We start from the raw sequence: 17,142 nt of genomic DNA on the forward strand, positions 1-17,142 counted from the left end.
GTGCCTGGTTGCGCCAGCTCAGCTGCGGGAACGCGATGTCGTAGTGCCCCTCCTCGAGCGGCGACAGCCCGGGCAGGATCACGTCGGCATGGCGCGAGGTCTCGTTCAGGTAGATGTCGAAGCTGAGCATGAAGTCCAGCGTGTCCAGCGCCGCGGACAGGCGCGCGCCGTTCGGTGCCGAGAGCACCGGGTTGGTGGCGATCGTGACCAGCGCACGCAGCTGTCCGGGGCCGGGTGTCTCGATCTCCTCGGCCAGCGCGACCAGCGGCAGCTCGCCCATCACCTCGGGGGCCTGGCTCACGCGCGAGCGGTGGCGGCCGGTGGCCACGCCGCGCCCGGTGCCGGGCCGCCCTGCGGTGTTGGCGGCGAACGCCGGTGCCTTGCTGAACAGCAGGCCGCCGGGCTGGTCGAGGTGGCCGCTCAAGGTGTTCAGGACATCGACCAGCCACTGCGCCAGCGTGCCGAAGGATTGCGTGCAGGTGCCGATGCGGGCGTAGACGCAGGCGCGCTCGGCGCGGGCCAGCGCGCGGGCCAGCTCGCGGATGGCGTCGGCGTCGATGCCGCAGCGCGTGGCCGCACGCTCGGGCGTGAAGGCCGCGACCGCTTCGCGCACGGCCTCCACCCCGTTGACCAGGTCTTCTGCGCGGCCCAGCCGCACCAGGCCTTCGGCGAATAGCGTGTGCACCATGGCGGCCAGCAGGTGCACGTCGGTGCCGGGCCGGATGAAGTGGTGGGCGTCGGCGATCTCGGCGGTTTCGGTCCGGCGCGGGTCGATCACCACCAGCCGGCCGCCGCGGGACCGCAGCGCACGGGCCTTGCCGCGGAAATCGGGCACCGACCACATGCTGCCGTTGCTGGCCAGCGGGTTGGCGCCGAGCACCAGCATGAAGTCGGTGCGGTCCATGTCCGGCAGCGCGATCGACAGCCAGTGGCCGAACATCAGGCCCGACTGCAACTGCTTGGGCATCTGGTCCAGCGTGCTGGCGCTGTACACGTTCTTCGTGCCGGCGGCGCGGGCCAGCCGTGCGAAGTACAGCAACAGGCCCATCTTGTGGGCGCTGGGGTTGCCGATGGCCACGCCCAGCGCGTCCCGGCCATGCGCCGCCAGCAGGGGCGGCAGGCGGCGTTCGATCTCGGCAAAGGCCTCGTCCCAGCTGGCCGGTTCATGGCGGCCGTTGCGCTTGATCAGCGGCTGGCGCAGGCGGTCGGGGTCCTCGTGCAGGTCCTTCAGCGCCACCGCCTTCGGGCAGATGTAGCCGCGGCTGTGCACGTCTTCGTCGTAGCCGCGGATGGCCACGACGCGCGTGCCCTCGGTGCGCACTTCAAGGCCGCAGCAGGCCTCGCACAGCGGGCAGATGCGGTAGTGGGTGTCGGCCATCGTTCGTCTCCAGCGGGGTGGCTGCGTTGTCGCAGTTCACCCGGCGCTTGTCCGTCACGCGGGTGACGCGCCAGCCACCTTAGCCGGGCCGGGCCCGGCTGGCGATGACCTGCCAGGTCAATCCGTGCCGGCCAGCAGCACCGACTGCTTGCGGCTCCTGCCGGCGCGCCAGACGCTCAGCGTCACGCGCTCGCCCGGCTGGTGCCGCTCCAGCACCGTGAGCACGTCGTCCAGCGTCTTCACCGGTTCGTCGTTGATCGCGGTGATCACGTCGCCGGCGACGATGCTGCCGTCCGAGGCCCGGGCAAAGGGCTGCAGCCCGGCCTTGGCCGCCGGACCGCCCGGCTGCACCTGCACCAGCGCCACGCCCTCGGGCAGGCGCAGCGCCCGCTGCACCTGTTCCGGCGCGGCCGAGATGCCCAGCGCCGGCCGGGTGATGCGGCCGTCGCGGATCAGCCGCGGCACGATGCGGTTGACCTCGTCCACGGGAATCGCGAAGCCGATGCCGGCGCTGGCGCCCGAGGGGCTGAAGATCGCGGTGTTCACGCCGATCAGCCGTCCCGCTGAATCGAGCAGCGGGCCGCCCGAGTTGCCGGGGTTGATGGCCGCATCGGTCTGGATCACGCCGCGGATCGTGCGCTGGTTGGCCGAGTCGATCTCGCGGTTCAGGGCACTGACGATGCCGGTGGTCAGCGTCTGGTCCAGGCCGAAGGGGTTGCCGATCGCGTAGACCTTCTGGCCCACCTGCAGGTCGCGGCTGGTGCCGATCGGGATGGGCGCCAGCCTGTCGCGCGGCAGCTCGATCTTCAGCACCGCCAGGTCGCGGTCCGGGAAGGCGCCGACCAGCGTGGCCTTGTGCGTGCTCTGGTCCGAGAGCGTCACGCGCGCGCTGTCGGCGCCCTGGATCACGTGGAAGTTGGTGACGATGTGGCCCTGCTGGTCCCAGATGAAGCCGGTGCCGGTGCCGCGCGGCACCTGCTGCACGCTGCGCGAGAAGAAGTCGCGCGTGACCTCCAGCGTGGTGATGTGCACGACCGAGGGCGACAGGCGCTTGAAGACATCGATGTTGGCCAGTTCGTCGGCCATCAGCGGGCCGCGCGGCGCAATGCTGCGCACCGGCAGCTCGCCGCCGCGCTGGGCGAAGGCGGTGCCGGCCAGGACCAGGGCGGCGCTCAGGATCAGCAGGCGGCGCATGGTGTCTCAGCTCACGATGTAGGCCGCCGCGGCGGTGGCGATCAGCTCGCCGCTGTCGTTGACCAGGCGCATCTGGGTCGAGCCGACGCGGCCGCCCAGGCGCGTGACCTCGGCGCTGGCGACGAAGTGCTGGCCCATGCCCTGGCGCAGGAAGTCCACGCGCAGGTCGATGGTGCCGATCTTCAGGAAACGGTGCATCACCTGCTCGGCGGTCTCGTGCGGATGGCGGTCGGCGATCTCGACCATCAGCGCGCAGCCGCCCATCGCGTCCAGCGCGGCCGAGATCACGCCGCCATGCAGCCGGCCGTAGTGGTAGTGGCCGACCAGCGCGGGCCGCATGTCGAATCGCACCAGGAACTGGGGGCGCAGTTGCTGCACGCGCAGGCCCAGCACCTCGTTGAACGTGATCTTGTGCTCGACCAGGTCGGTCAGCTCGGCGTCGAGCCGTTGCTGCTCGGCGGCACTTCGTGGGGCGTTAGGGGGGGACATGGGCACAAAGCATAGCGCCGGCCCCTCAAGCTCCGGCTGCGGCTGCCGAAAGCCGAAGGATGAACCGCCTGTCCACCCTGGTGTTCCTGATCGTGCTGGCCGGCATCGGCTGGGCCTGTGCATTTGCCGCCATCGGCTTCGGCATCCATGCGCGGGTACCGGACAACGGGCCGCTGGCCGCGGTGTTCGGGGCCTTCGGCTTCGTCGCTGGCGCGGGCTGCACGGTGGTGCGCCTGGCCTTCGAGCAGCAGCTGCCGAAGGAACTGGTGGCCAGCCTGCGCGCAGGTGGCGAGCCGCGGCGGGAGGCCGACGCCGCCCCCGCTGCATCGGCCAGCGTGTTCGGCGCCTGAGCACAACAAGGGAGCGGAGGACCTCCATGATCCAGGTACAGATTGCCTCGACGCTGGACGCCAGCGGTGTCTCCGGCCTGCGCTGGGTGTTGATCGACCCCAGCGACAGCGGTGAGCCGGCGCCAGCCGCTGCCGCGGCCACCGTCGGCCGGGCCGAGCCTGCGGCGCCCGCAGCCCCGATGCCGGGCGCGCCGATCCGCCGCACCCCGCTGGCCTTGCAGGTCACCTGCGCCGCGCTGCTGCTGGTGGCGTTGCTGGGTGCCTGGTGGGTCACCGAACGCATGCTCGACGCGCGTGGCCCCGGTGCACGCCAGGCCGCCCTGAACGCCGCGAGGACCCGATGACCGACACGACGACCAGCCCGCGGCCCGACACCCCGACGGGCACCCCGCCCGGCACGATCAGCTGGCACGACGAGCAGGTGCTGCTGGGCGTGCGGGTGCGCGCCTTCTTCTTCGACCCGCAGCTGGTGGATGCCCGCGGCGACTGGGTGGCACGCCTGCTGCCGGTGCTCAGCCCGGCGCTGCCGATGCCGCAGTCGCTGCACCACGACGGCGAGCGTGGCAGCTACAAGGTCGGCGACCTCCAGGCCCTGCCCGACGCCGTGCTCGTGCATGGCAACGGGGTGCTCTGCGTGTCGCACCGCCACGCCGACAAGCTGCCGCACGACCCCGAGCGCTGGGTGCGCCAGCTGCGCATCGATCTGATGCTGCAGGCCATCGTCACGGCGATGGCGGTGTCGGGCCAGCGCCAGCAGCCCACGGTGGCACTGCTGCGCTGCCACAACGCGCTGTACCAGTTCGACCCCGGTCCGCCGGTGCTCGAATGCCTGGCCACCAGCATCGGCGCCGCCAAGCGCTATGCCGGCGTCAGTGGCAGCATCACGCCCCAGCAGCTGGCCGCCTTCTGCGAGCCGCGCCTGCGGGAACTGCAGGCCCCGCCGGGTGATGCGGCTGCGCCGCGCACTCAGTGCGACAGCAATCCGTTCGCCGACACCACGCCTTCGGACGAAGCCAGCGTAGGCGCCTGACCGGCGCGCTCGAGGGCCCAGCCCTCGGTCGCACTGGCCACATCGCGCCACTGCTGGCCGCTGCCCATCAGGCCGCGCCGGGCGGCACGCTGCAGCAGCTGCTCGGCGTCGGCTGCCGTCAGGCGCTGGGCCAGGCGCTGCCAGCGGCGCTGCACCAGCGCGTCGGCCCACGCGGCTTCCATGGCCTCGCGCGCTGCCGCGGCGTCCAGCACCGGTCCGGCGGCCAGGCGCCGCGCCAGCAGCGTGTGCATGAAGACCTGGAACGCGTGTCGCGCTTCGGTCGAAGGCATCAGCACGGCAAGTGACACCAGGCGGCGCGCATAGCCGGCTTCACAGAACTGCAGCGTCAGCATCACCTGCAGGGCCTGCACCGGGTTGATCACGCGCAGCCGGTTCGGCGGCAGCACCAGCAGCGGCAGCGTGGCGGCGGTGGCATGGTCCAGCGGCGTGCACAGGCTGGCCAGGCAGGCCAGTCGGGCCCAGGCCGCTGCGCCCAGGCCGTTGATCTGCGCGCATTCGCCGGCTTCGATGCGGCGCGCGTTGGCCAGCGCCTCGGCCCAGCCGGCCTCGCCCTGCGCCTGGGCCACGGCAGCCGACACCATCACCAGGTTGCCGGCCGCCCAGGCGGCACGGGGGTTCAGGCGGACGATGCGGCCGGCACCCTCGTCCTCCGCGCGGTCGATGGGCTGCGCGGGCAGCGGCTGGCGCGTCACCGGGCATTCGGCGGACTGCAGCTGCGCCAGGAAGTGCGGCGTGACCTGCACGCCCTCGAAGGCCTGGCCGTGCTGCCAGGCCTGCAGCCGCAGCTGCAGCCACTGCCGCGCCCAGCGCGTGGGCCGCAGCGTGCGCGTGCCGAACACCGCGCGGGCGGCGCTCCAGCCCTGGCGCACCGGGTTGTCGGCATGCAGGTGCGCGACCGGCGGCGTCAGGCGGTAGTGCGCGAAGTCCCAGCCGATCTCGAAGCCACCACCGCTGCGGCCCGCGCTGGCGATGTCGGCACGGTGTGCCGGGGCCACGGCGGCGGCGCTTCCGGCGGCGCCCGGCATGGGGGTCGATGCATCGAACGAGAAGGTGGCTTGTGCCATGGTCGGCTCCTGCGGTGGCACCGAGACGTCCTCGGCAGGAGCAGTCTCTGGCGCTACAGGCTCATTTCATGAGCCAGTGGCGCCGGAATATTTCTGCGGCCACGTTGCCCGGTGGCTCAAGGTTTGAGCCACCTGCTTGATAGGGCTACAGTCCGCCCATGTCCAAGACCGCCCGCCTGTACAAGATCGAGACCATGATCCGCCAGCGCGGCCCGGTGAGTTTCGCCGCGATGCGCGAGGAGCTCGAGGTCTCGCCCGCCACGCTGAAGCGCGACCTCGAGTACCTGCGCGACCAGCTCGGCGCGCCGATCGAGTACGACCGCGACGCCAACGGCTACCGCTTCGGCGCCGGGTTCCGCGGCCAGAAGCACGAACTGCCGGGCTTGTGGTTCAACGAGCGCGAGCTGTACTCGCTGCTGATGGCCCACCAGCTGCTCAGCGGCCTGGACAGCGAAGGCACCCTGAGCCGCCATCTGCAGCCGCTGCTGGACCGCATCCACGACCTGCTGGGCCCGGGCGGCGACAGCGAGACCCGCACGCTGATGCGGCGCGTGCGCATCGTCAGCGCGCTGCGGCGGCCGGTGGCCAGCGAGTTCTTCGAGCGTGTCGGCGAAGCGCTGATCCACCGGCGCCGGCTGCACATGCGCTACCTCACACGCGGCCGCGGCAGCGTCAGCGAGCGTGATGTCTCGCCGCAGCGCCTGGTGCACTACAAGAACACCTGGTACCTGGACGCCTGGTGCCACACGCGCGAGAAGCTGCTGCGCTTCGCGCTCGATGCGGTGCAGCAGGCCAGCGTGCTGGAACAGCGCGCAAAAGACGTGGCCATGAAGCTGGTCGAGGCCGAGATGGATGCCGGCTACGGCATCTATGCCGGCGGCACCCGGCAGTGGGCGACGATCCGCTTCGCGCCGCAGGCCGCGCCCTGGATCAGCCGAGAGGAATGGCACCCGGAGCAGCAGGGCCGCTGGCTGGACGATGGCAGCTACGAGCTGAAGCTGCCCTACGTCGACGAGACCGAACTGGTGATGGACGTGCTGCGCCAGGGCGAGCAGGCCAGGGTGCTGGCGCCGGCCGCGCTGGCGCAGGCTGTGCGCGACCGATTGCTGGCCGGTGCGCGCCAGTACGAGCCCGCGGCCGAGGAAGCCACGCGATGAGCCGCTACGCCATCGACCCCGACGTGACGAGCGCCGCCACGCTGGACGCGCGCTTCTACACCGATCCCGAGGCCTGGACCCTGGCGCGCGAGCGCATCTTCGCGCGCAGCTGGCAGTGGATCGGCGACCTGCAGGACCTGCGCGAGCCGGCCTCGCTGTCGCCGCGCACGCTGCTGCCCGGCTGCCTGGACGAACCGCTGCTGCTGGCGCGCGACGAGTCCGGCGTGTTGCGCTGCCTGTCGAACGTCTGCACGCACCGCGGGAACCTGCTGGTGCAGGAGGCCTGTCGCGCCCGCCACATCCGCTGCGGCTACCACGCGCGGCGCTTCGACCTGCAGGGGCGGATGACGTTCATGCCCGAGTTCCAGCAGGCGAAGGACTTCCCGTCGGCCAACGACCATCTGGTGCAGGTGCCGCTGTTCGACTTCCACGGCCTGGCCTTCGCCAGCGCGCAGCCGGCGGCGCCGGGCGCCGAGTTCTTCGGCCCGATCGCCGAACGCCTGCACTGGCTGCCCTGGGACCGGCTGCAGCCCGACCCGTCCCGCAGCCGCGACTACGCCTTCGACGCGCACTGGGCGCTCTACGTCGAGAACTACCTCGAAGGCCTGCACATCCCCTTCCTGCATGCCGGGCTGATGGCCACGCTGGACTTCGGCCACTACCGCTACGAGCTGCAGCGCTACAGCAACCTGCAGTTGGCGCTGGCCAAGCCGGGCGAGGCGGCCTTCGAGCCGCCGGCGGGCTCGCCCGAGCATGGCCAGCGGGTGGCGGCCTACTACTACTGGGTGTTCCCCAACCTGATGCTGAACTTCTACCCCTGGGGCCTGTCGCTGAACCTGGTGCAGCCGCTGGGACCGGCACGCACGGCCGTGCAATTCAGGAGTTATGTGATGGATCCGGACCTGCTGGGCCAGGGCGCCGGCGGCGACCTCGACCGGGTGGAGATGGAAGACGAAGCGGTGGTCGTGACCGTCCAGCGCGGCGTGCGCTCGCGCTTCTACCGGGGCGGTCGCTATTCGCCGACGCGCGAGCAGGGCGTGCACCACTTCCACCGCCTGGTGGCCGAATTCATCGGCTGACGATGAAGACGCTGTTGATCGTCCACCACACGATGACCGGTGGCACGCGGCAGATGGCCGAGGCTGCTGCGGTCGGCGCCGCGGGCGAGCCCGGCGTGGCGGCACGGCTGCTGAAGGCCATCGACACCACGCCGGACGACGTGCTGGCCGCCGATGGCTATGTGTTCGCGACGCCGGAAAACCTGGCCGCCATGGCCGGGCTGATGAAGGACTTCTTCGACCGTTGCTACTACCCGGTGCTGGACCGCATCCAGGGCCGGCCGTATGCCACGCTGGTGTGCGCTGGCAGCGATGGCCACAACGCCGCGCGGCAGGTCGAGCGCATTGCCACCGGCTGGCGACTGAAGGCGGTGGCGCCGGCGCTCATCGTCTGCACCGCGGCGCAGACGCCTGAGCGCATCCTGGCACCGAAGACCCTTGCCCAGGCCGAGCTGCAGCGCTGCCGTGACCTCGGTGCCGCGCTGGCCGCCGGGCTGGCGCTGGGCATCTTCTGAAGCGGTCCGCGCCGGCTCAGCCCGCGGCAGCGGCCGGCGCCGCTGCGAGGCGCTGCGCGATCAATTGCTCGAGGCACTGCTCGCGGATGCCGTAGAAGGCCTTCACCTCGGCAATCTGCTGCAGCACCGGCTCGGCGGGTTTGGGCTGCGCGCGCTTGACCGCCAGGATCATCTTGTTCTTGTTGGTGTGTTCGAGCGAGACGAACTCGAACACCCGGGTGTCGTAGCCGCTGGCCTCGAGCAGCAGCGCGCGCAGGCTGTCGGTCAGCATCTCCGCTTCCTGCCCCAGGTGCACGCCGTGCTGCAGGATGGGCCGCAGCGGATGCGGTTGCAGCAGCTGCGGGCGGATCTGCTTGTGGCAGCAGGGCGAGCACAGGATGATGTCCGCGCCGCCGCGCAGGCCGAGGTCGATCGCGTAGTCGGTTGCGGTGTCGCAGGCGTGCAGCGCGATCATCACGTTCAGCGCCTGCGGGGTCCAGCTGCGCACGTCGCCCTGCTCGATGCGCAGGCCTTCGAGCTGCAGTCGCTCGATCACGCCGTTGCACAAGGCCACCATGTCGGGCCGCAGTTCGACGCCGGTGACCTGCGCGTCCACACCGCGCTGCTGGCGCAGCCAGTCGTGGATGGCGAAGGTCAGGTAGCCCTTGCCGCTGCCGAAGTCGACGATCTGCAGGCGCTTCGTGCCGGCCAGCGGCGAGGCGTCGAGCGCGTGCGCGAAGACCTCGATGAACTTGTTGATCTGCTTCCACTTGCGCGACATCGACGGCACCAGCGTGTGCTGCGCGGTGGTGACGCCCAGCGCGGTGAGGAAGGGCCGCTCCAGGCTCAGCCAGCGCGCCTTCTCGCGGTTGTGGGCCTCGGGCGCGGCGGCGGCCGGCGCCGGCTCCGCCTTGCCGTGCAGTGCGGCGCGGCGCAGCGTGGCCTGGCCGCGTTCGGCGACCAGCAGCTCGAGCTGCGCGTCGCTGCACTGCAGCTGCGCGTGGCGGAAGGCCTGCGGGCCCAGCAGCGGGTGCAGCAGCCCGGCCGCCTCGGCCACCGGATGGTTCTTCGTGATGTCCTTGGTGGCGTGGCGGTACAGCAGCTGCAGCTGCGGCTCGCCGCGCAGCATCACGCAGCGCACCTGGACGCGCTGCAGATCGCGCTCCGGGCCGCGGTACTTGGCCAGCGTGGCCTTCACGAAGCGGCCTTCGGCCAGGCTGGCCTCCAGCTGGCTCAGAAAGTCGGTCAGGGCATCGGGCCGCAGGTTCATGGTCGTGATCATCCGAGGGGATGAATTGTCGCCGCCATCGTCAGCGCGAAGGATGTGGTCGGCGGCGTGCCTCTGAAGAATGCGCCGCATCGAGGGCACTGCGCCGTGCAGTGCGGTTGGAGGGAGGGGGTTCGCGATGTCTGCCACCATGATGCCCAGCGACGTGGACGAGGCCTACCGCGCGGTGATCGGTCACCAGGGCCAGGCCCACTACCTGCGGCGCTTCCAGCGCTTCGACGCGGGCCAGGGGCGTGCCTCCTGGCACTGGCCGGCCTTCTTCGTCACCGGCTTCTGGCTGCTGTACCGCAAGATGTGGCTGTACTGGCTGGGCTATGTCGGGTTGTCGTGGCTGCTGATGTTCCTGCTGGGCGCGATCGGCGCGGCCGGCGAGGGCGGCAAGACGTTCGCCGGCGGGCTGTTCCTGCTGTACCTGCTGGCGCTGTTCACGCTGGTGCCGATGTACGCCAATGCGCTGTACCACCGCCATTGCCGCCGCAAGATGGCCGGCGTGGCGATGCATGACGCGCCAGCGCAGCGGCAGCTCGGCGAGCTGGCCGCAGTCGGCGGCACCAGCCTGCTGGCGCTGGCGATCGTGCTGGTGCTGAGCGCGGTGCCCGGCGTGGGCGTGCTGGCGGCGGTGGCGCTGCCCGCCTACCAGGACTACACCGTGAAGGCCAGGGTCGCGCAGGCGCTGGTGTATGCCGACGGCGCGGCCGACGCGGTGGGGCGCCACTACGGTGCGCACCAGCAGGTGCCGGCTTCGCTGCAGGCGGCCGACTTCACGGCGCCGCCGCCGGCGGGGGTGCAGGCCATCACCGTGAACCCGAACAACGGCTTCGTCACCGTGACGCTGGACTTCGCGCCGCTGGCGGGCAAGGCGCTGCTGCTGGTGCCCAGCAAGGGCCGTGACCAGCAGATCGCCTGGGCCTGCACCAGCACCGAGGTGGCGCCGCGCTACCTGCCGCCGCGCTGCCGGCCGGCGGCACGCTGACGTGCGGGCGGGGACTACAGCCAGCCGCCCACCAGCCAGGCCAGCGGTGGCAGCAGCAGGCCCAGCACGGTGAAGACCATCGGCCCGGCGGAGGCCTGCGGCTTCAGGAAGCCCTTGTCCGGGTGTGCCGGGTCGACGTACGCCACCACTGTGGCGCCGAGCGGGTAGTCGCGCAGCTGTTCGCGGACCGCGGCCTGGCTGCCGTGGCCCTGGACGATGACGGTCGGGTGCAGCAGCTCGCTCTCGTAGCTGCGGCCCTGGCACTGGTAGCGAAAGCGCAGCTCGGCGCGGTGCGTGACGGTGTCGTCGTCATCCCGCGCCTGGCTGCTGTGCACCTCGGAGCGCACGATGCGCGCGGTCACCGGCTGCGCGTGGCGCATCAGCCGGCGCTGCAGCCACCACTGCGTGGCCCCGACGTACAGCAGCATGCCGCCCAGGCCACCGAAGATCAGGAACGCGATCCACTGCGCCATGTTCATTCCCCCACGCGCTGGCCACGCTGGTAGCGGTGCCGCGCATCGCGCGCATCGGCGCCATCCTCGGGCGGCGACAGCACGCTGAAGCTGGCGGCATCGGCCTGCTGCACCGGCAGGCCCTGCCAGAACACCTGCCGGTCGTTGCGCGCGTAGCCGCTCTCCAGTTCCTGGAAGCCGGCCGGTGCCACGCCGGGCAGCGTGCGGACGCGCACGCGCGGCGGGCTGGCCGCATAGTCGAGGTCGGCATGGAAGACATGCCGGGCATCGCGGGCGTAGTGCGCGCCCAGCACCGCGAAGCTCGCGCCGTCGCTGCCGGGCACCGGCTCGCGCAGGTAGTAGCCGCTGCGCTGGTCGCGCGCGAAGCCGCCCTCCAGCGGCGTGAAGCTGGCGGGCTCGCGCACTGCAAAGCGCTCGCCCTCGAAGTACAGGTGGCGGCCATCGCTGCCGTAGCCCTGGCCCAGCAGGCGGAAGCTGCGCGGGTCGGCCTCGGCCAGCACCGTCATGCGGATGCGCTGGGTGCTGAAGTAGTCCTGCGAGACGCGGTAGGTGTCGCCGTACCAGACGTGTGCGCGGTCACGCGCATGGTGCTCGTCCAGCGCCTCGAAGCTGGACGCATCGGCGCCGCTGATGGCCTGGTGGCGGTAGTAGGCCTCCGTGGCGGACTTCGCGAAGCGTCGGTTCAGCACCGTCAGCTCGACGTCCGCGGGGGCCGGCAGCGGCCGGTCGTCGTAGTACCAGCTGCCGTGCTTGCGCTGGTAGGGCTGCGCCCCGCCATCGCAGCCCACCAGCCAGCACAGGCCGGCCAGCAGCAGCATCGCTGTCATCAGCTGCAGCATCGTCACGCTCCACGGCCGGCGCGGCATTGCCAGCACCACAGGCCGGCGCCGGCAGCCAGCGAGAGCGTCGGCCACAGCAGCACCTGCTCGGCCTGCTGCAGCAGCGCGCTGCGCCCGACCAGGTAGGTGACGGCCGATGCCGCCAGCAGCACGCCCAGCGCCTGCAGGCTGCGGTGGCGCGTCAGGCGGTCGAAGGCGCCGGCCAGCATGCTGGCGCCCAGCAGCACCACCAGACACAGCCACAGTGGCAGCGTCATCAGTGCCAGCAGCACGCGCAGGCTGCCGCCGTTGACGACACCGCCGCGCGCCAGCAGCGGCGTGGTGCTGCAGGCGGCCAGCGCCGCAGCAGTGGCGATGGCCAGCACCAGGCAGGGCCAGGCCAGCATCGACAAGGTCAGGCGGGCATCGTCGGCCAGCGTTTCGTGGCGGGGCAGCGCGCGCGGGACTGGCGGCTGGGGCGGGCGGGTGAACCTCATGGAGCCAGATGCTCGGCCGCCGCGGTTTCATCGTGGCTTCAGCCGCCCCGGACCCGGGTTTCAATGGTTGTCGGCAGGCTGAACTACCATCGCGGCCAAACGAAAAGACATGAACGCGATCCGCTACGACCGACTCGACGCGCTGCGCGGCGCCGCCATCGTCTGGATGGCCGGCTTCCACTTCTGCTTCGACCTCAACCACTTCGGTCTGCTGCAGCCCTGGCAGAACTTCCATGCCGACCCGTTCTGGACCGTGCAGCGGACCTGCATCGTGTCGCTGTTCCTCTTCTGCGCCGGGCTGGGTCAGGCGGCCGCGCTGCAGCAGGGGCAGAGCAGGAGCCGCTTCTGGAAGCGCTGGCTGCAGATCTTCGATTGCGCCGTGCTGGTGTCGGTCGGCTCGGCGCTGATGTTCCCGAAGAGCTGGATCAGTTTCGGCGTGCTGCACGGCATCGCGGTCATGCTGGTGCTGCTGCGCTGGCTGGCGCCGCTGGGCCGCTGGCTGTGGCTGGTGGGCCTGGTGGGCCTGGTGGCGCTGCTGCTGCCGCAGTTCTTCGGCCACCCGTTCTTCGACACGCGCTGGACCAACTGGGTCGGCCTGGTCACGCGCAAGCCGGTGACGGAAGACTTCGTGCCCGTGCTGCCCTGGCTGGGCGTGATGTGCTGGGGTCTGGCCAGCGGCCGCTGGCTGTTGGCGCACCGGCCTGCTGTGTTGACCGGGCGCCTCCCCGGGTTGCTGCGCCCGCTGGCAGGCTTGGGCCGCTGGCCGCTGAGCTTCTACATGGTGCACCAGCCGGTGCTGATCGGCCTGATCCTGGTCTACGTACACTGGGTGTGATGGACAGCCCCCTGCTCACTGCGTTCGCACCCCCCACGGGGGGCTTCGTTTCCTTCGGGCGGTCGGGCGGAAACGAATGAGCGGCACCCTCCTGTTCGGCTTCCACGCCGTCACAGTGCGGCTGAAGACCGCGCCCGAATCGATCGTCGACATCCACGTCGACGCCACGCGGCGCGATGCCCGCATGCGCCAGTTTGCCGAGCGGGCCCAGGCGGCCGGCGCGCGGCTGGTCGACAGCGACGACGCGCGCCTGACCCAGCTGTGCGGCAGCCCGCGCCACCAGGGCGTGGTGGCACGCGTGAAGCCGGTGCCCGCCCGGCACTCGCTCGACGATGTGCTGGACGAGGCCGGCGGCACGCCGCTGCTGCTGGTGCTGGATGGCGTGACCGACCCGCACAACCTGGGCGCATGCCTGCGGGTGGCCGATGGGGCCGGCGTGCAGGCGGTGGTGGCGCCCAAGGACCATGCGGTGGGCATCAACGCCACGGTGGCCAAGGTGGCCAGCGGCGCGGCCGAAACCGTGCCCTACCTGATGGTGACCAACCTGGCGCGCACGCTCAACGAGCTGAAGGAGCGCGACATCCGCATCATCGGCTTCAGCGACGATGCCGAACGCACGCTGTACGAGGCCGACCTCACCGGCCCGGTGGCGCTGGTGCTGGGCGCCGAAGGCCCGGGCATGCGCCAGCTGACACGCAAGACCTGCGACGAGCTGCTGCGCATTCCGATGCAGGGCGCGGTCGAGAGCCTGAACGTCTCGGTGGCCTCGGCGGTGTGCCTGTATGAGGCGCTTCGACAACGCCTGAAGTGAGCGGCCATCCGGCAGAACTCGACCAGGCGCGCGAGCACCTGCGTCGCGCTGCGTCGATCTGCGTGCTGACCGGCGCCGGCATGAGCGCCGAGAGCGGCATCCCCACGTTCCGCGATGCGATGACGGGGCTTTGGCAACGTTTCGACCCGATGCAGCTGGCCAGCGAAGAGGGCTTCCGCGCCGATCCGGGCCGTGTCTGGCGCTGGTATGCCGAGCGCCGTGCCGGCGTGCGGGCGGCGCAGCCGAATGGCGGCCACCGCGCGCTGGCGGCCTTCGCGCAGCGGCATCCCGGGCGGTTGACGCTGGTGACGCAGAACGTCGACGACCTTCACCAGCGCGCCGGCAATGCCGATGCGATCCGCCTGCACGGTGACATCCTGGCCGAGCGCTGGCTCGAGCCCTGCCGGCGCAGCCCGTCCTGCGACCCGGGCCGGGCGCTGGCTGCCGAGCCACCCCGCTGCGGCGAGTGCGGCAACCCGGTGCGCCCGGGCGTGGTGTGGTTCGGCGAGGCCCTGCCCTATCACGCATTGGACGCGGCCGAGCTGGCGGCCCGGCGCTGCCAGGCGATGCTGGTGGTCGGCACCTCCGGCGCGGTGTGGCCGGCGGCCGGGCTGGCCGCGCAGGCGCGGCGGCAGGGCGCTGTCGTGATCATCGTCAACCCGCAGCCCAGCGAGATCGACGACGAGGCCCAGCTGTGCCTGGCCGGCACCGCGGCGCAGCTGCTGCCGGCACTGCTCGACCCGCTGTAGCCGGCCCGGGCTGGTCATGGAGGGCTGGCTACACTGACGGCTCCACGCCTGCCGCAGAGACTTCCATGCCCGTCATCGCCGTCAACCATCCGCTGGTGCGCCACAAGATCGGCCTGCTGCGCGAGGACCAGATCTCGACCAAGAAATTCCGCGAGCTCACGCACGAGATCGCGCGCCTGCTGGCCTACGAGGCGACGGCCGACTTCCCGCTCGAGCGCACGACCATCCAGTGCTGGAGCGGCCCGGCCGAGATCGAGCAGATCGCCGGCCGCAAGGTGACCATCGTGCCGATCCTGCGCGCCGGCCTGGGCATGCTCGACGGCGTGCTCGACCTGGTGCCCAACGCGAAGATCAGCGTCGTCGGCCTCTCCCGCGACCACGAGACCCTGCAGCCGGTGCACTACTTCGAGAAGTTCGTCGGCCACCTCGAGGAGCGCACCGCGATCATCGTCGACCCGATGCTGGCCACCGCCGGCTCGCTGATCGCCACCGTCGACCTGCTGAAGAAGCGTGGCTGCCAGGACATCCGTGCGCTGGTGCTGGTGGCCGCGCCCGAAGGCATTGCCGCGCTCGAGGCGGCGCACCCGGACGTTCGCTGCTGGACCGCCGCGATCGACAGCCACCTGAACGAGATCGGCTACATCATTCCGGGTCTCGGTGACGCCGGGGACAAGATCTTCGGCACCAAGGACTGAAGTCTGCTCATGCGGCCAGCAGCCGGCCGATCTCGGCGGCCGCGGCCTGCAGCTTCGGCAGCAGCTTCTCGCGCATCAAGGCGGCCGGCGTGCGGCTGACCTGGCCGCTGATGTTCAGCGCGGCCACCGCGCGGCCCGAGCGGTCGCGGATCGGCACCGCCATCGACACCAGGCCTTCCTCGAGTTCCTGGTCGACCACGCAGTAGCCCTGGCGCCGCACGGTGTCGATGGCCTCGGCGATGCGCCTGGCGTCGGTCAGCGTGCGCGCGGTCAGGGCTTCTGGCGCGCGCAGGGACAGGCGGCGCTGGCGCTCCTCGGTGCCCAGGTCGGCCAGCAGCACCCGGCCCATGGAGGTGCAGTAGGCCGGCAGCCGGCTGCCGACGCCGAGGTTGATGCTGATGATCTGGCTGGTGGGCACGCGCAGCACGTAGACGATGTCCGGCCCGTCGAGCACCGCGGCCGAGCAGGACTCGTGCACCTGCGCCACCAGCGCCTGCATCACCGGCTCGGCGCGCTGCCACAGCGGCAGCGACGAGAGGTAGGCATAGCCCAGGTCCAGGATCTTCGGCGTCAGCCGGAACTGGCGACCTTCGGCCTCGACATAGCCGAGCGTCTGCAGGGTCAGCAGGATGCGGCGCGCGCCGGCGCGGGTGAGGCCGGTGCGCTGCGCCACCGCGCTCAGCGTCTGCGCGGGCGCCGTGGCGCTGAACGAGCGGATCACCGCCAGCCCGCGCGCGAAGGACTGCACGTAGCCATCGCCCGGTGCAGGGGCGTCGTGGGCAGCAGTCAGGGCAGGGCGGGTCATCGGGGCGCGATTATCGAGTCGGCTTTCGTCTACCATCGCGGCCGTTTTCACAGTGCCCGCACGCAGGAGCGACTTACATCATGGCCATGGATGTGGTGGACTACGAAATCAAGGGATCGGAGATGCAGTTCGTCGAGGTCGAGCTCGACCCCGGCGAAGCCGCGGTCGGCGAGGCCGGCAGCCTGTTCTTCATGGACGCCGGCATCTCGATGGACACCGTGTTCGGCGATGGCTCGGCCAACCAGGGCGGCTTCTTCGGCAAGCTGCTGGGCGCGGGCAAGCGCCTGGTCACCGGTGAGTCGCTGTTCACGACGATCTACACCAACAATGCCAGCCAGAAGCAGAAGGTGGCCTTCGGCGCGCCGTACCCCGGCAAGATCCTGCCGATGGAGCTGGGCAAGCTCGGCGGCATGCTGATCTGCCAGAAGGACGCCTTCCTCTGTGCGGCGCGCGGCGTGTCGCTGGGCATCGCGCTGCAGCAGAAGCTCTCGGTCGGCTTCTTCGGCGGCGAGGGCTTCATCATGCAGAAGCTCGAAGGCGACGGCCTGGCCTTCGTGCATGCCGGCGGCACCTGCGTCAAGCGCGAACTGGCGCCGGGGCAGACCCTGATGGTGGACACCGGCTGCGTCGTCGGCTACACGCCGAACGTGAACTTCGAGATCCAGTACGTCGGCAAGATCAAGACCGCGCTGTTCGGCGGCGAGGGCCTGTTCTTCGCCAAGCTGACCGGCCCGGGCACGGTGTGGCTGCAGAGCCTGCCGTTCTCCCGCCTGGCCAGCCGCGTGTTCGCCGCAGCGCCGCAGGGCGGCGGCCGCAGCCGCGAGGAGGGCTCGGTGCTGGGCAGCATTGGCGGCGGCGTGCTGGGCGGCATCTTCAGCGGTGACGACGATTGATCTTGCCGCCTTGATCGGGCTCAATGCCCGCGCCGGTCGGCGGTCGAGGCCTCGCCCCTACACTTACGGG

Annotated in this window: 21 protein-coding genes; 12 read left to right on the forward strand and 9 right to left on the reverse strand. The window is 71.1% G+C overall.

Annotated elements, in window-relative coordinates; genetic code table 11:
- From ACILR4_RS18420 to ACILR4_RS18430, 3 genes are all read right to left on the reverse strand, one after another.
- Positions 1–1,378, reverse strand: a 1,378-nt coding sequence (locus tag ACILR4_RS18420; RefSeq protein WP_395702325.1) for a molybdopterin-dependent oxidoreductase, incomplete at its 3' end; no start/stop codon positions are given.
- A 117-nt stretch (positions 1,379–1,495) separates the two neighbouring features.
- Complete coding sequence (locus tag ACILR4_RS18425) at positions 1,496–2,572, reverse strand: S1C family serine protease (RefSeq protein ID WP_395702326.1); 1,077 nt, start codon at positions 2,570–2,572, stop codon at positions 1,496–1,498.
- Positions 2,573–2,578: 6 nt separating this feature from the next.
- Positions 2,579–3,061, reverse strand: coding sequence for a thioesterase family protein (locus ACILR4_RS18430; RefSeq protein ID WP_395702327.1), 483 nt, complete (start codon positions 3,059–3,061; stop codon positions 2,579–2,581).
- A 59-nt stretch (positions 3,062–3,120) separates the two neighbouring features.
- On the opposite strand from ACILR4_RS18430, the gene ACILR4_RS18435 reads away from it, so the two are divergent.
- From ACILR4_RS18435 to ACILR4_RS18445, 3 genes are read left to right on the forward strand one after another with little or no spacing between them, the layout of a single operon-like run.
- The gene (locus tag ACILR4_RS18435; RefSeq protein ID WP_395702328.1) at positions 3,121–3,411 is read left to right on the forward strand and encodes a hypothetical protein; all 291 of its coding nucleotides are present in this window, start codon (positions 3,121–3,123) and stop codon (positions 3,409–3,411) included.
- A 26-nt stretch (positions 3,412–3,437) separates the two neighbouring features.
- Positions 3,438–3,755, forward strand: a complete 318-nt coding sequence (locus tag ACILR4_RS18440; RefSeq protein ID WP_395702329.1) for a hypothetical protein — start codon at positions 3,438–3,440, stop codon at positions 3,753–3,755.
- Complete coding sequence (locus ACILR4_RS18445; RefSeq protein WP_395702330.1) at positions 3,752–4,441, forward strand: hypothetical protein; 690 nt, start codon at positions 3,752–3,754, stop codon at positions 4,439–4,441. The genes ACILR4_RS18440 and ACILR4_RS18445 overlap by 4 nt, the downstream gene beginning before the upstream one ends.
- Here the strand turns inward: ACILR4_RS18445 and ACILR4_RS18450 are convergent.
- Entirely contained in the window at positions 4,378–5,526 is a 1,149-nt protein-coding gene (locus ACILR4_RS18450; protein ID WP_395702331.1) for a hypothetical protein, read from the reverse strand. The genes ACILR4_RS18445 and ACILR4_RS18450 overlap by 64 nt on opposite strands.
- Positions 5,527–5,684: 158 nt before the next feature.
- Here ACILR4_RS18450 and ACILR4_RS18455 point away from each other — a divergent pair, with 158 nt between their 5' ends.
- The 3 genes from ACILR4_RS18455 to ACILR4_RS18465 are packed head-to-tail and all read left to right on the forward strand — an operon-like array spanning position 5,685 to position 8,256.
- Complete coding sequence (locus ACILR4_RS18455; RefSeq protein WP_395702332.1) at positions 5,685–6,683, forward strand: helix-turn-helix transcriptional regulator; 999 nt, start codon at positions 5,685–5,687, stop codon at positions 6,681–6,683.
- On the forward strand, positions 6,680–7,762 hold the full coding sequence (locus tag ACILR4_RS18460) for an aromatic ring-hydroxylating dioxygenase subunit alpha (protein ID WP_395702333.1): 1,083 nt from the start codon (positions 6,680–6,682) through the stop codon (positions 7,760–7,762). The genes ACILR4_RS18455 and ACILR4_RS18460 overlap by 4 nt, the downstream gene beginning before the upstream one ends.
- A gap of 2 nt (positions 7,763–7,764) precedes the next feature.
- On the forward strand, positions 7,765–8,256 hold the full coding sequence (locus ACILR4_RS18465; RefSeq protein ID WP_395702334.1) for a flavodoxin family protein: 492 nt from the start codon (positions 7,765–7,767) through the stop codon (positions 8,254–8,256).
- Positions 8,257–8,272: 16 nt separating this feature from the next.
- On the opposite strand, the gene ACILR4_RS18470 is transcribed toward ACILR4_RS18465, so the two are convergent.
- Positions 8,273–9,505 carry a class I SAM-dependent methyltransferase gene (locus ACILR4_RS18470; RefSeq protein WP_395702335.1) on the reverse strand — a complete coding sequence of 411 codons (1,233 nt, stop codon included), beginning with the start codon at positions 9,503–9,505 and terminating at the stop codon, positions 8,273–8,275.
- Between the two features lie 136 nt (positions 9,506–9,641).
- Between ACILR4_RS18470 and ACILR4_RS18475 the strand changes: the two genes are divergently transcribed.
- Positions 9,642–10,496, forward strand: a complete 855-nt coding sequence (locus ACILR4_RS18475; protein WP_395702336.1) for a DUF2628 domain-containing protein — start codon at positions 9,642–9,644, stop codon at positions 10,494–10,496.
- Positions 10,497–10,510: 14 nt separating this feature from the next.
- On the opposite strand, the gene ACILR4_RS18480 is transcribed toward ACILR4_RS18475, so the two are convergent.
- From ACILR4_RS18480 to ACILR4_RS18490, 3 genes are read right to left on the reverse strand one after another with little or no spacing between them, the layout of a single operon-like run.
- Positions 10,511–10,969: a DUF3592 domain-containing protein gene (locus ACILR4_RS18480; protein ID WP_395702337.1), complete on the reverse strand. Its 459-nt coding sequence runs from the start codon at positions 10,967–10,969 to the stop codon at positions 10,511–10,513.
- Positions 10,970–10,971: 2 nt separating this feature from the next.
- Positions 10,972–11,808 (reverse strand): DKNYY domain-containing protein, encoded by an 837-nt coding sequence (locus ACILR4_RS18485; RefSeq protein ID WP_395702338.1) that lies wholly within the window; start codon positions 11,806–11,808, stop codon positions 10,972–10,974.
- A gap of 2 nt (positions 11,809–11,810) precedes the next feature.
- Positions 11,811–12,284 carry a hypothetical protein gene (locus ACILR4_RS18490; protein WP_395702339.1) on the reverse strand — a complete coding sequence of 158 codons (474 nt, stop codon included), beginning with the start codon at positions 12,282–12,284 and terminating at the stop codon, positions 11,811–11,813.
- A 109-nt stretch (positions 12,285–12,393) separates the two neighbouring features.
- Between ACILR4_RS18490 and ACILR4_RS18495 the strand changes: the two genes are divergently transcribed.
- The 4 genes from ACILR4_RS18495 to upp all read left to right on the forward strand — a co-directional run bounded on the left by ACILR4_RS18495 (position 12,394) and on the right by upp (position 15,374).
- Positions 12,394–13,119 carry a DUF1624 domain-containing protein gene (locus ACILR4_RS18495; RefSeq protein WP_395702340.1) on the forward strand — a complete coding sequence of 242 codons (726 nt, stop codon included), beginning with the start codon at positions 12,394–12,396 and terminating at the stop codon, positions 13,117–13,119.
- A 76-nt stretch (positions 13,120–13,195) separates the two neighbouring features.
- Positions 13,196–13,930: a 23S rRNA (guanosine(2251)-2'-O)-methyltransferase RlmB gene (gene rlmB, locus ACILR4_RS18500; protein ID WP_395702341.1), complete on the forward strand. Its 735-nt coding sequence runs from the start codon at positions 13,196–13,198 to the stop codon at positions 13,928–13,930.
- Complete coding sequence (locus ACILR4_RS18505) at positions 13,927–14,679, forward strand: SIR2 family NAD-dependent protein deacylase (RefSeq protein WP_395702342.1); 753 nt, start codon at positions 13,927–13,929, stop codon at positions 14,677–14,679. Before rlmB ends, ACILR4_RS18505 begins: the two co-directional genes overlap by 4 nt.
- Before the next feature lie 65 nt (positions 14,680–14,744).
- Positions 14,745–15,374, forward strand: a complete 630-nt coding sequence (gene upp / locus ACILR4_RS18510) for a uracil phosphoribosyltransferase (protein ID WP_395702343.1) — start codon at positions 14,745–14,747, stop codon at positions 15,372–15,374.
- Between the two features lie 7 nt (positions 15,375–15,381).
- Here upp and ACILR4_RS18515 read toward each other — a convergent pair whose 3' ends face one another.
- Positions 15,382–16,179, reverse strand: coding sequence for an IclR family transcriptional regulator C-terminal domain-containing protein (locus tag ACILR4_RS18515; RefSeq protein ID WP_395702344.1), 798 nt, complete (start codon positions 16,177–16,179; stop codon positions 15,382–15,384).
- Between the two features lie 80 nt (positions 16,180–16,259).
- On the opposite strand from ACILR4_RS18515, the gene ACILR4_RS18520 reads away from it, so the two are divergent.
- A complete protein-coding gene (locus ACILR4_RS18520) occupies positions 16,260–17,072 on the forward strand; it encodes a TIGR00266 family protein (RefSeq protein ID WP_395702345.1) in 813 nt (270 codons plus the stop codon).
- The last annotated feature ends 70 nt before the right edge of the window (positions 17,073–17,142 follow it).

This window comes from Aquabacterium sp. (assembly GCF_044226965.1).
In the GTDB taxonomy this organism is placed as follows: Bacteria; Pseudomonadota; Gammaproteobacteria; order Burkholderiales; family Burkholderiaceae_C; genus Pseudaquabacterium.

What these genes read in the sequence shown, in the direction of transcription:
- ACILR4_RS18440 (WP_395702329.1), top strand. Translation starts at nt 3,438, where the DNA reads ATGATCCAGGTACAGATTGCCTCGACGCTGGACGCCAGCGGTGTCTCC.
- rlmB (WP_395702341.1), top strand. Translation starts at nt 13,196, where the DNA reads ATGAGCGGCACCCTCCTGTTCGGCTTCCACGCCGTCACAGTGCGGCTG.
- ACILR4_RS18430 (WP_395702327.1), bottom strand. Translation starts at nt 3,061, where the DNA reads ATGTCCCCCCCTAACGCCCCACGAAGTGCCGCCGAGCAGCAACGGCTC.
- ACILR4_RS18435 (WP_395702328.1), top strand. Translation starts at nt 3,121, where the DNA reads ATGAACCGCCTGTCCACCCTGGTGTTCCTGATCGTGCTGGCCGGCATC.
- ACILR4_RS18515 (WP_395702344.1), bottom strand. Translation starts at nt 16,179, where the DNA reads ATGACCCGCCCTGCCCTGACTGCTGCCCACGACGCCCCTGCACCGGGC.
- ACILR4_RS18520 (WP_395702345.1), top strand. Translation starts at nt 16,260, where the DNA reads ATGGCCATGGATGTGGTGGACTACGAAATCAAGGGATCGGAGATGCAG.
- ACILR4_RS18475 (WP_395702336.1), top strand. Translation starts at nt 9,642, where the DNA reads ATGTCTGCCACCATGATGCCCAGCGACGTGGACGAGGCCTACCGCGCG.
- ACILR4_RS18455 (WP_395702332.1), top strand. Translation starts at nt 5,685, where the DNA reads ATGTCCAAGACCGCCCGCCTGTACAAGATCGAGACCATGATCCGCCAG.
- ACILR4_RS18470 (WP_395702335.1), bottom strand. Translation starts at nt 9,505, where the DNA reads ATGAACCTGCGGCCCGATGCCCTGACCGACTTTCTGAGCCAGCTGGAG.
- ACILR4_RS18460 (WP_395702333.1), top strand. Translation starts at nt 6,680, where the DNA reads ATGAGCCGCTACGCCATCGACCCCGACGTGACGAGCGCCGCCACGCTG.
- ACILR4_RS18480 (WP_395702337.1), bottom strand. Translation starts at nt 10,969, where the DNA reads ATGGCGCAGTGGATCGCGTTCCTGATCTTCGGTGGCCTGGGCGGCATG.
- ACILR4_RS18490 (WP_395702339.1), bottom strand. Translation starts at nt 12,284, where the DNA reads ATGAGGTTCACCCGCCCGCCCCAGCCGCCAGTCCCGCGCGCGCTGCCC.
- ACILR4_RS18450 (WP_395702331.1), bottom strand. Translation starts at nt 5,526, where the DNA reads ATGGCACAAGCCACCTTCTCGTTCGATGCATCGACCCCCATGCCGGGC.
- ACILR4_RS18485 (WP_395702338.1), bottom strand. Translation starts at nt 11,808, where the DNA reads ATGCTGCAGCTGATGACAGCGATGCTGCTGCTGGCCGGCCTGTGCTGG.
- upp (WP_395702343.1), top strand. Translation starts at nt 14,745, where the DNA reads ATGCCCGTCATCGCCGTCAACCATCCGCTGGTGCGCCACAAGATCGGC.
- ACILR4_RS18445 (WP_395702330.1), top strand. Translation starts at nt 3,752, where the DNA reads ATGACCGACACGACGACCAGCCCGCGGCCCGACACCCCGACGGGCACC.
- ACILR4_RS18495 (WP_395702340.1), top strand. Translation starts at nt 12,394, where the DNA reads ATGAACGCGATCCGCTACGACCGACTCGACGCGCTGCGCGGCGCCGCC.
- ACILR4_RS18465 (WP_395702334.1), top strand. Translation starts at nt 7,765, where the DNA reads ATGAAGACGCTGTTGATCGTCCACCACACGATGACCGGTGGCACGCGG.
- ACILR4_RS18425 (WP_395702326.1), bottom strand. Translation starts at nt 2,572, where the DNA reads ATGCGCCGCCTGCTGATCCTGAGCGCCGCCCTGGTCCTGGCCGGCACC.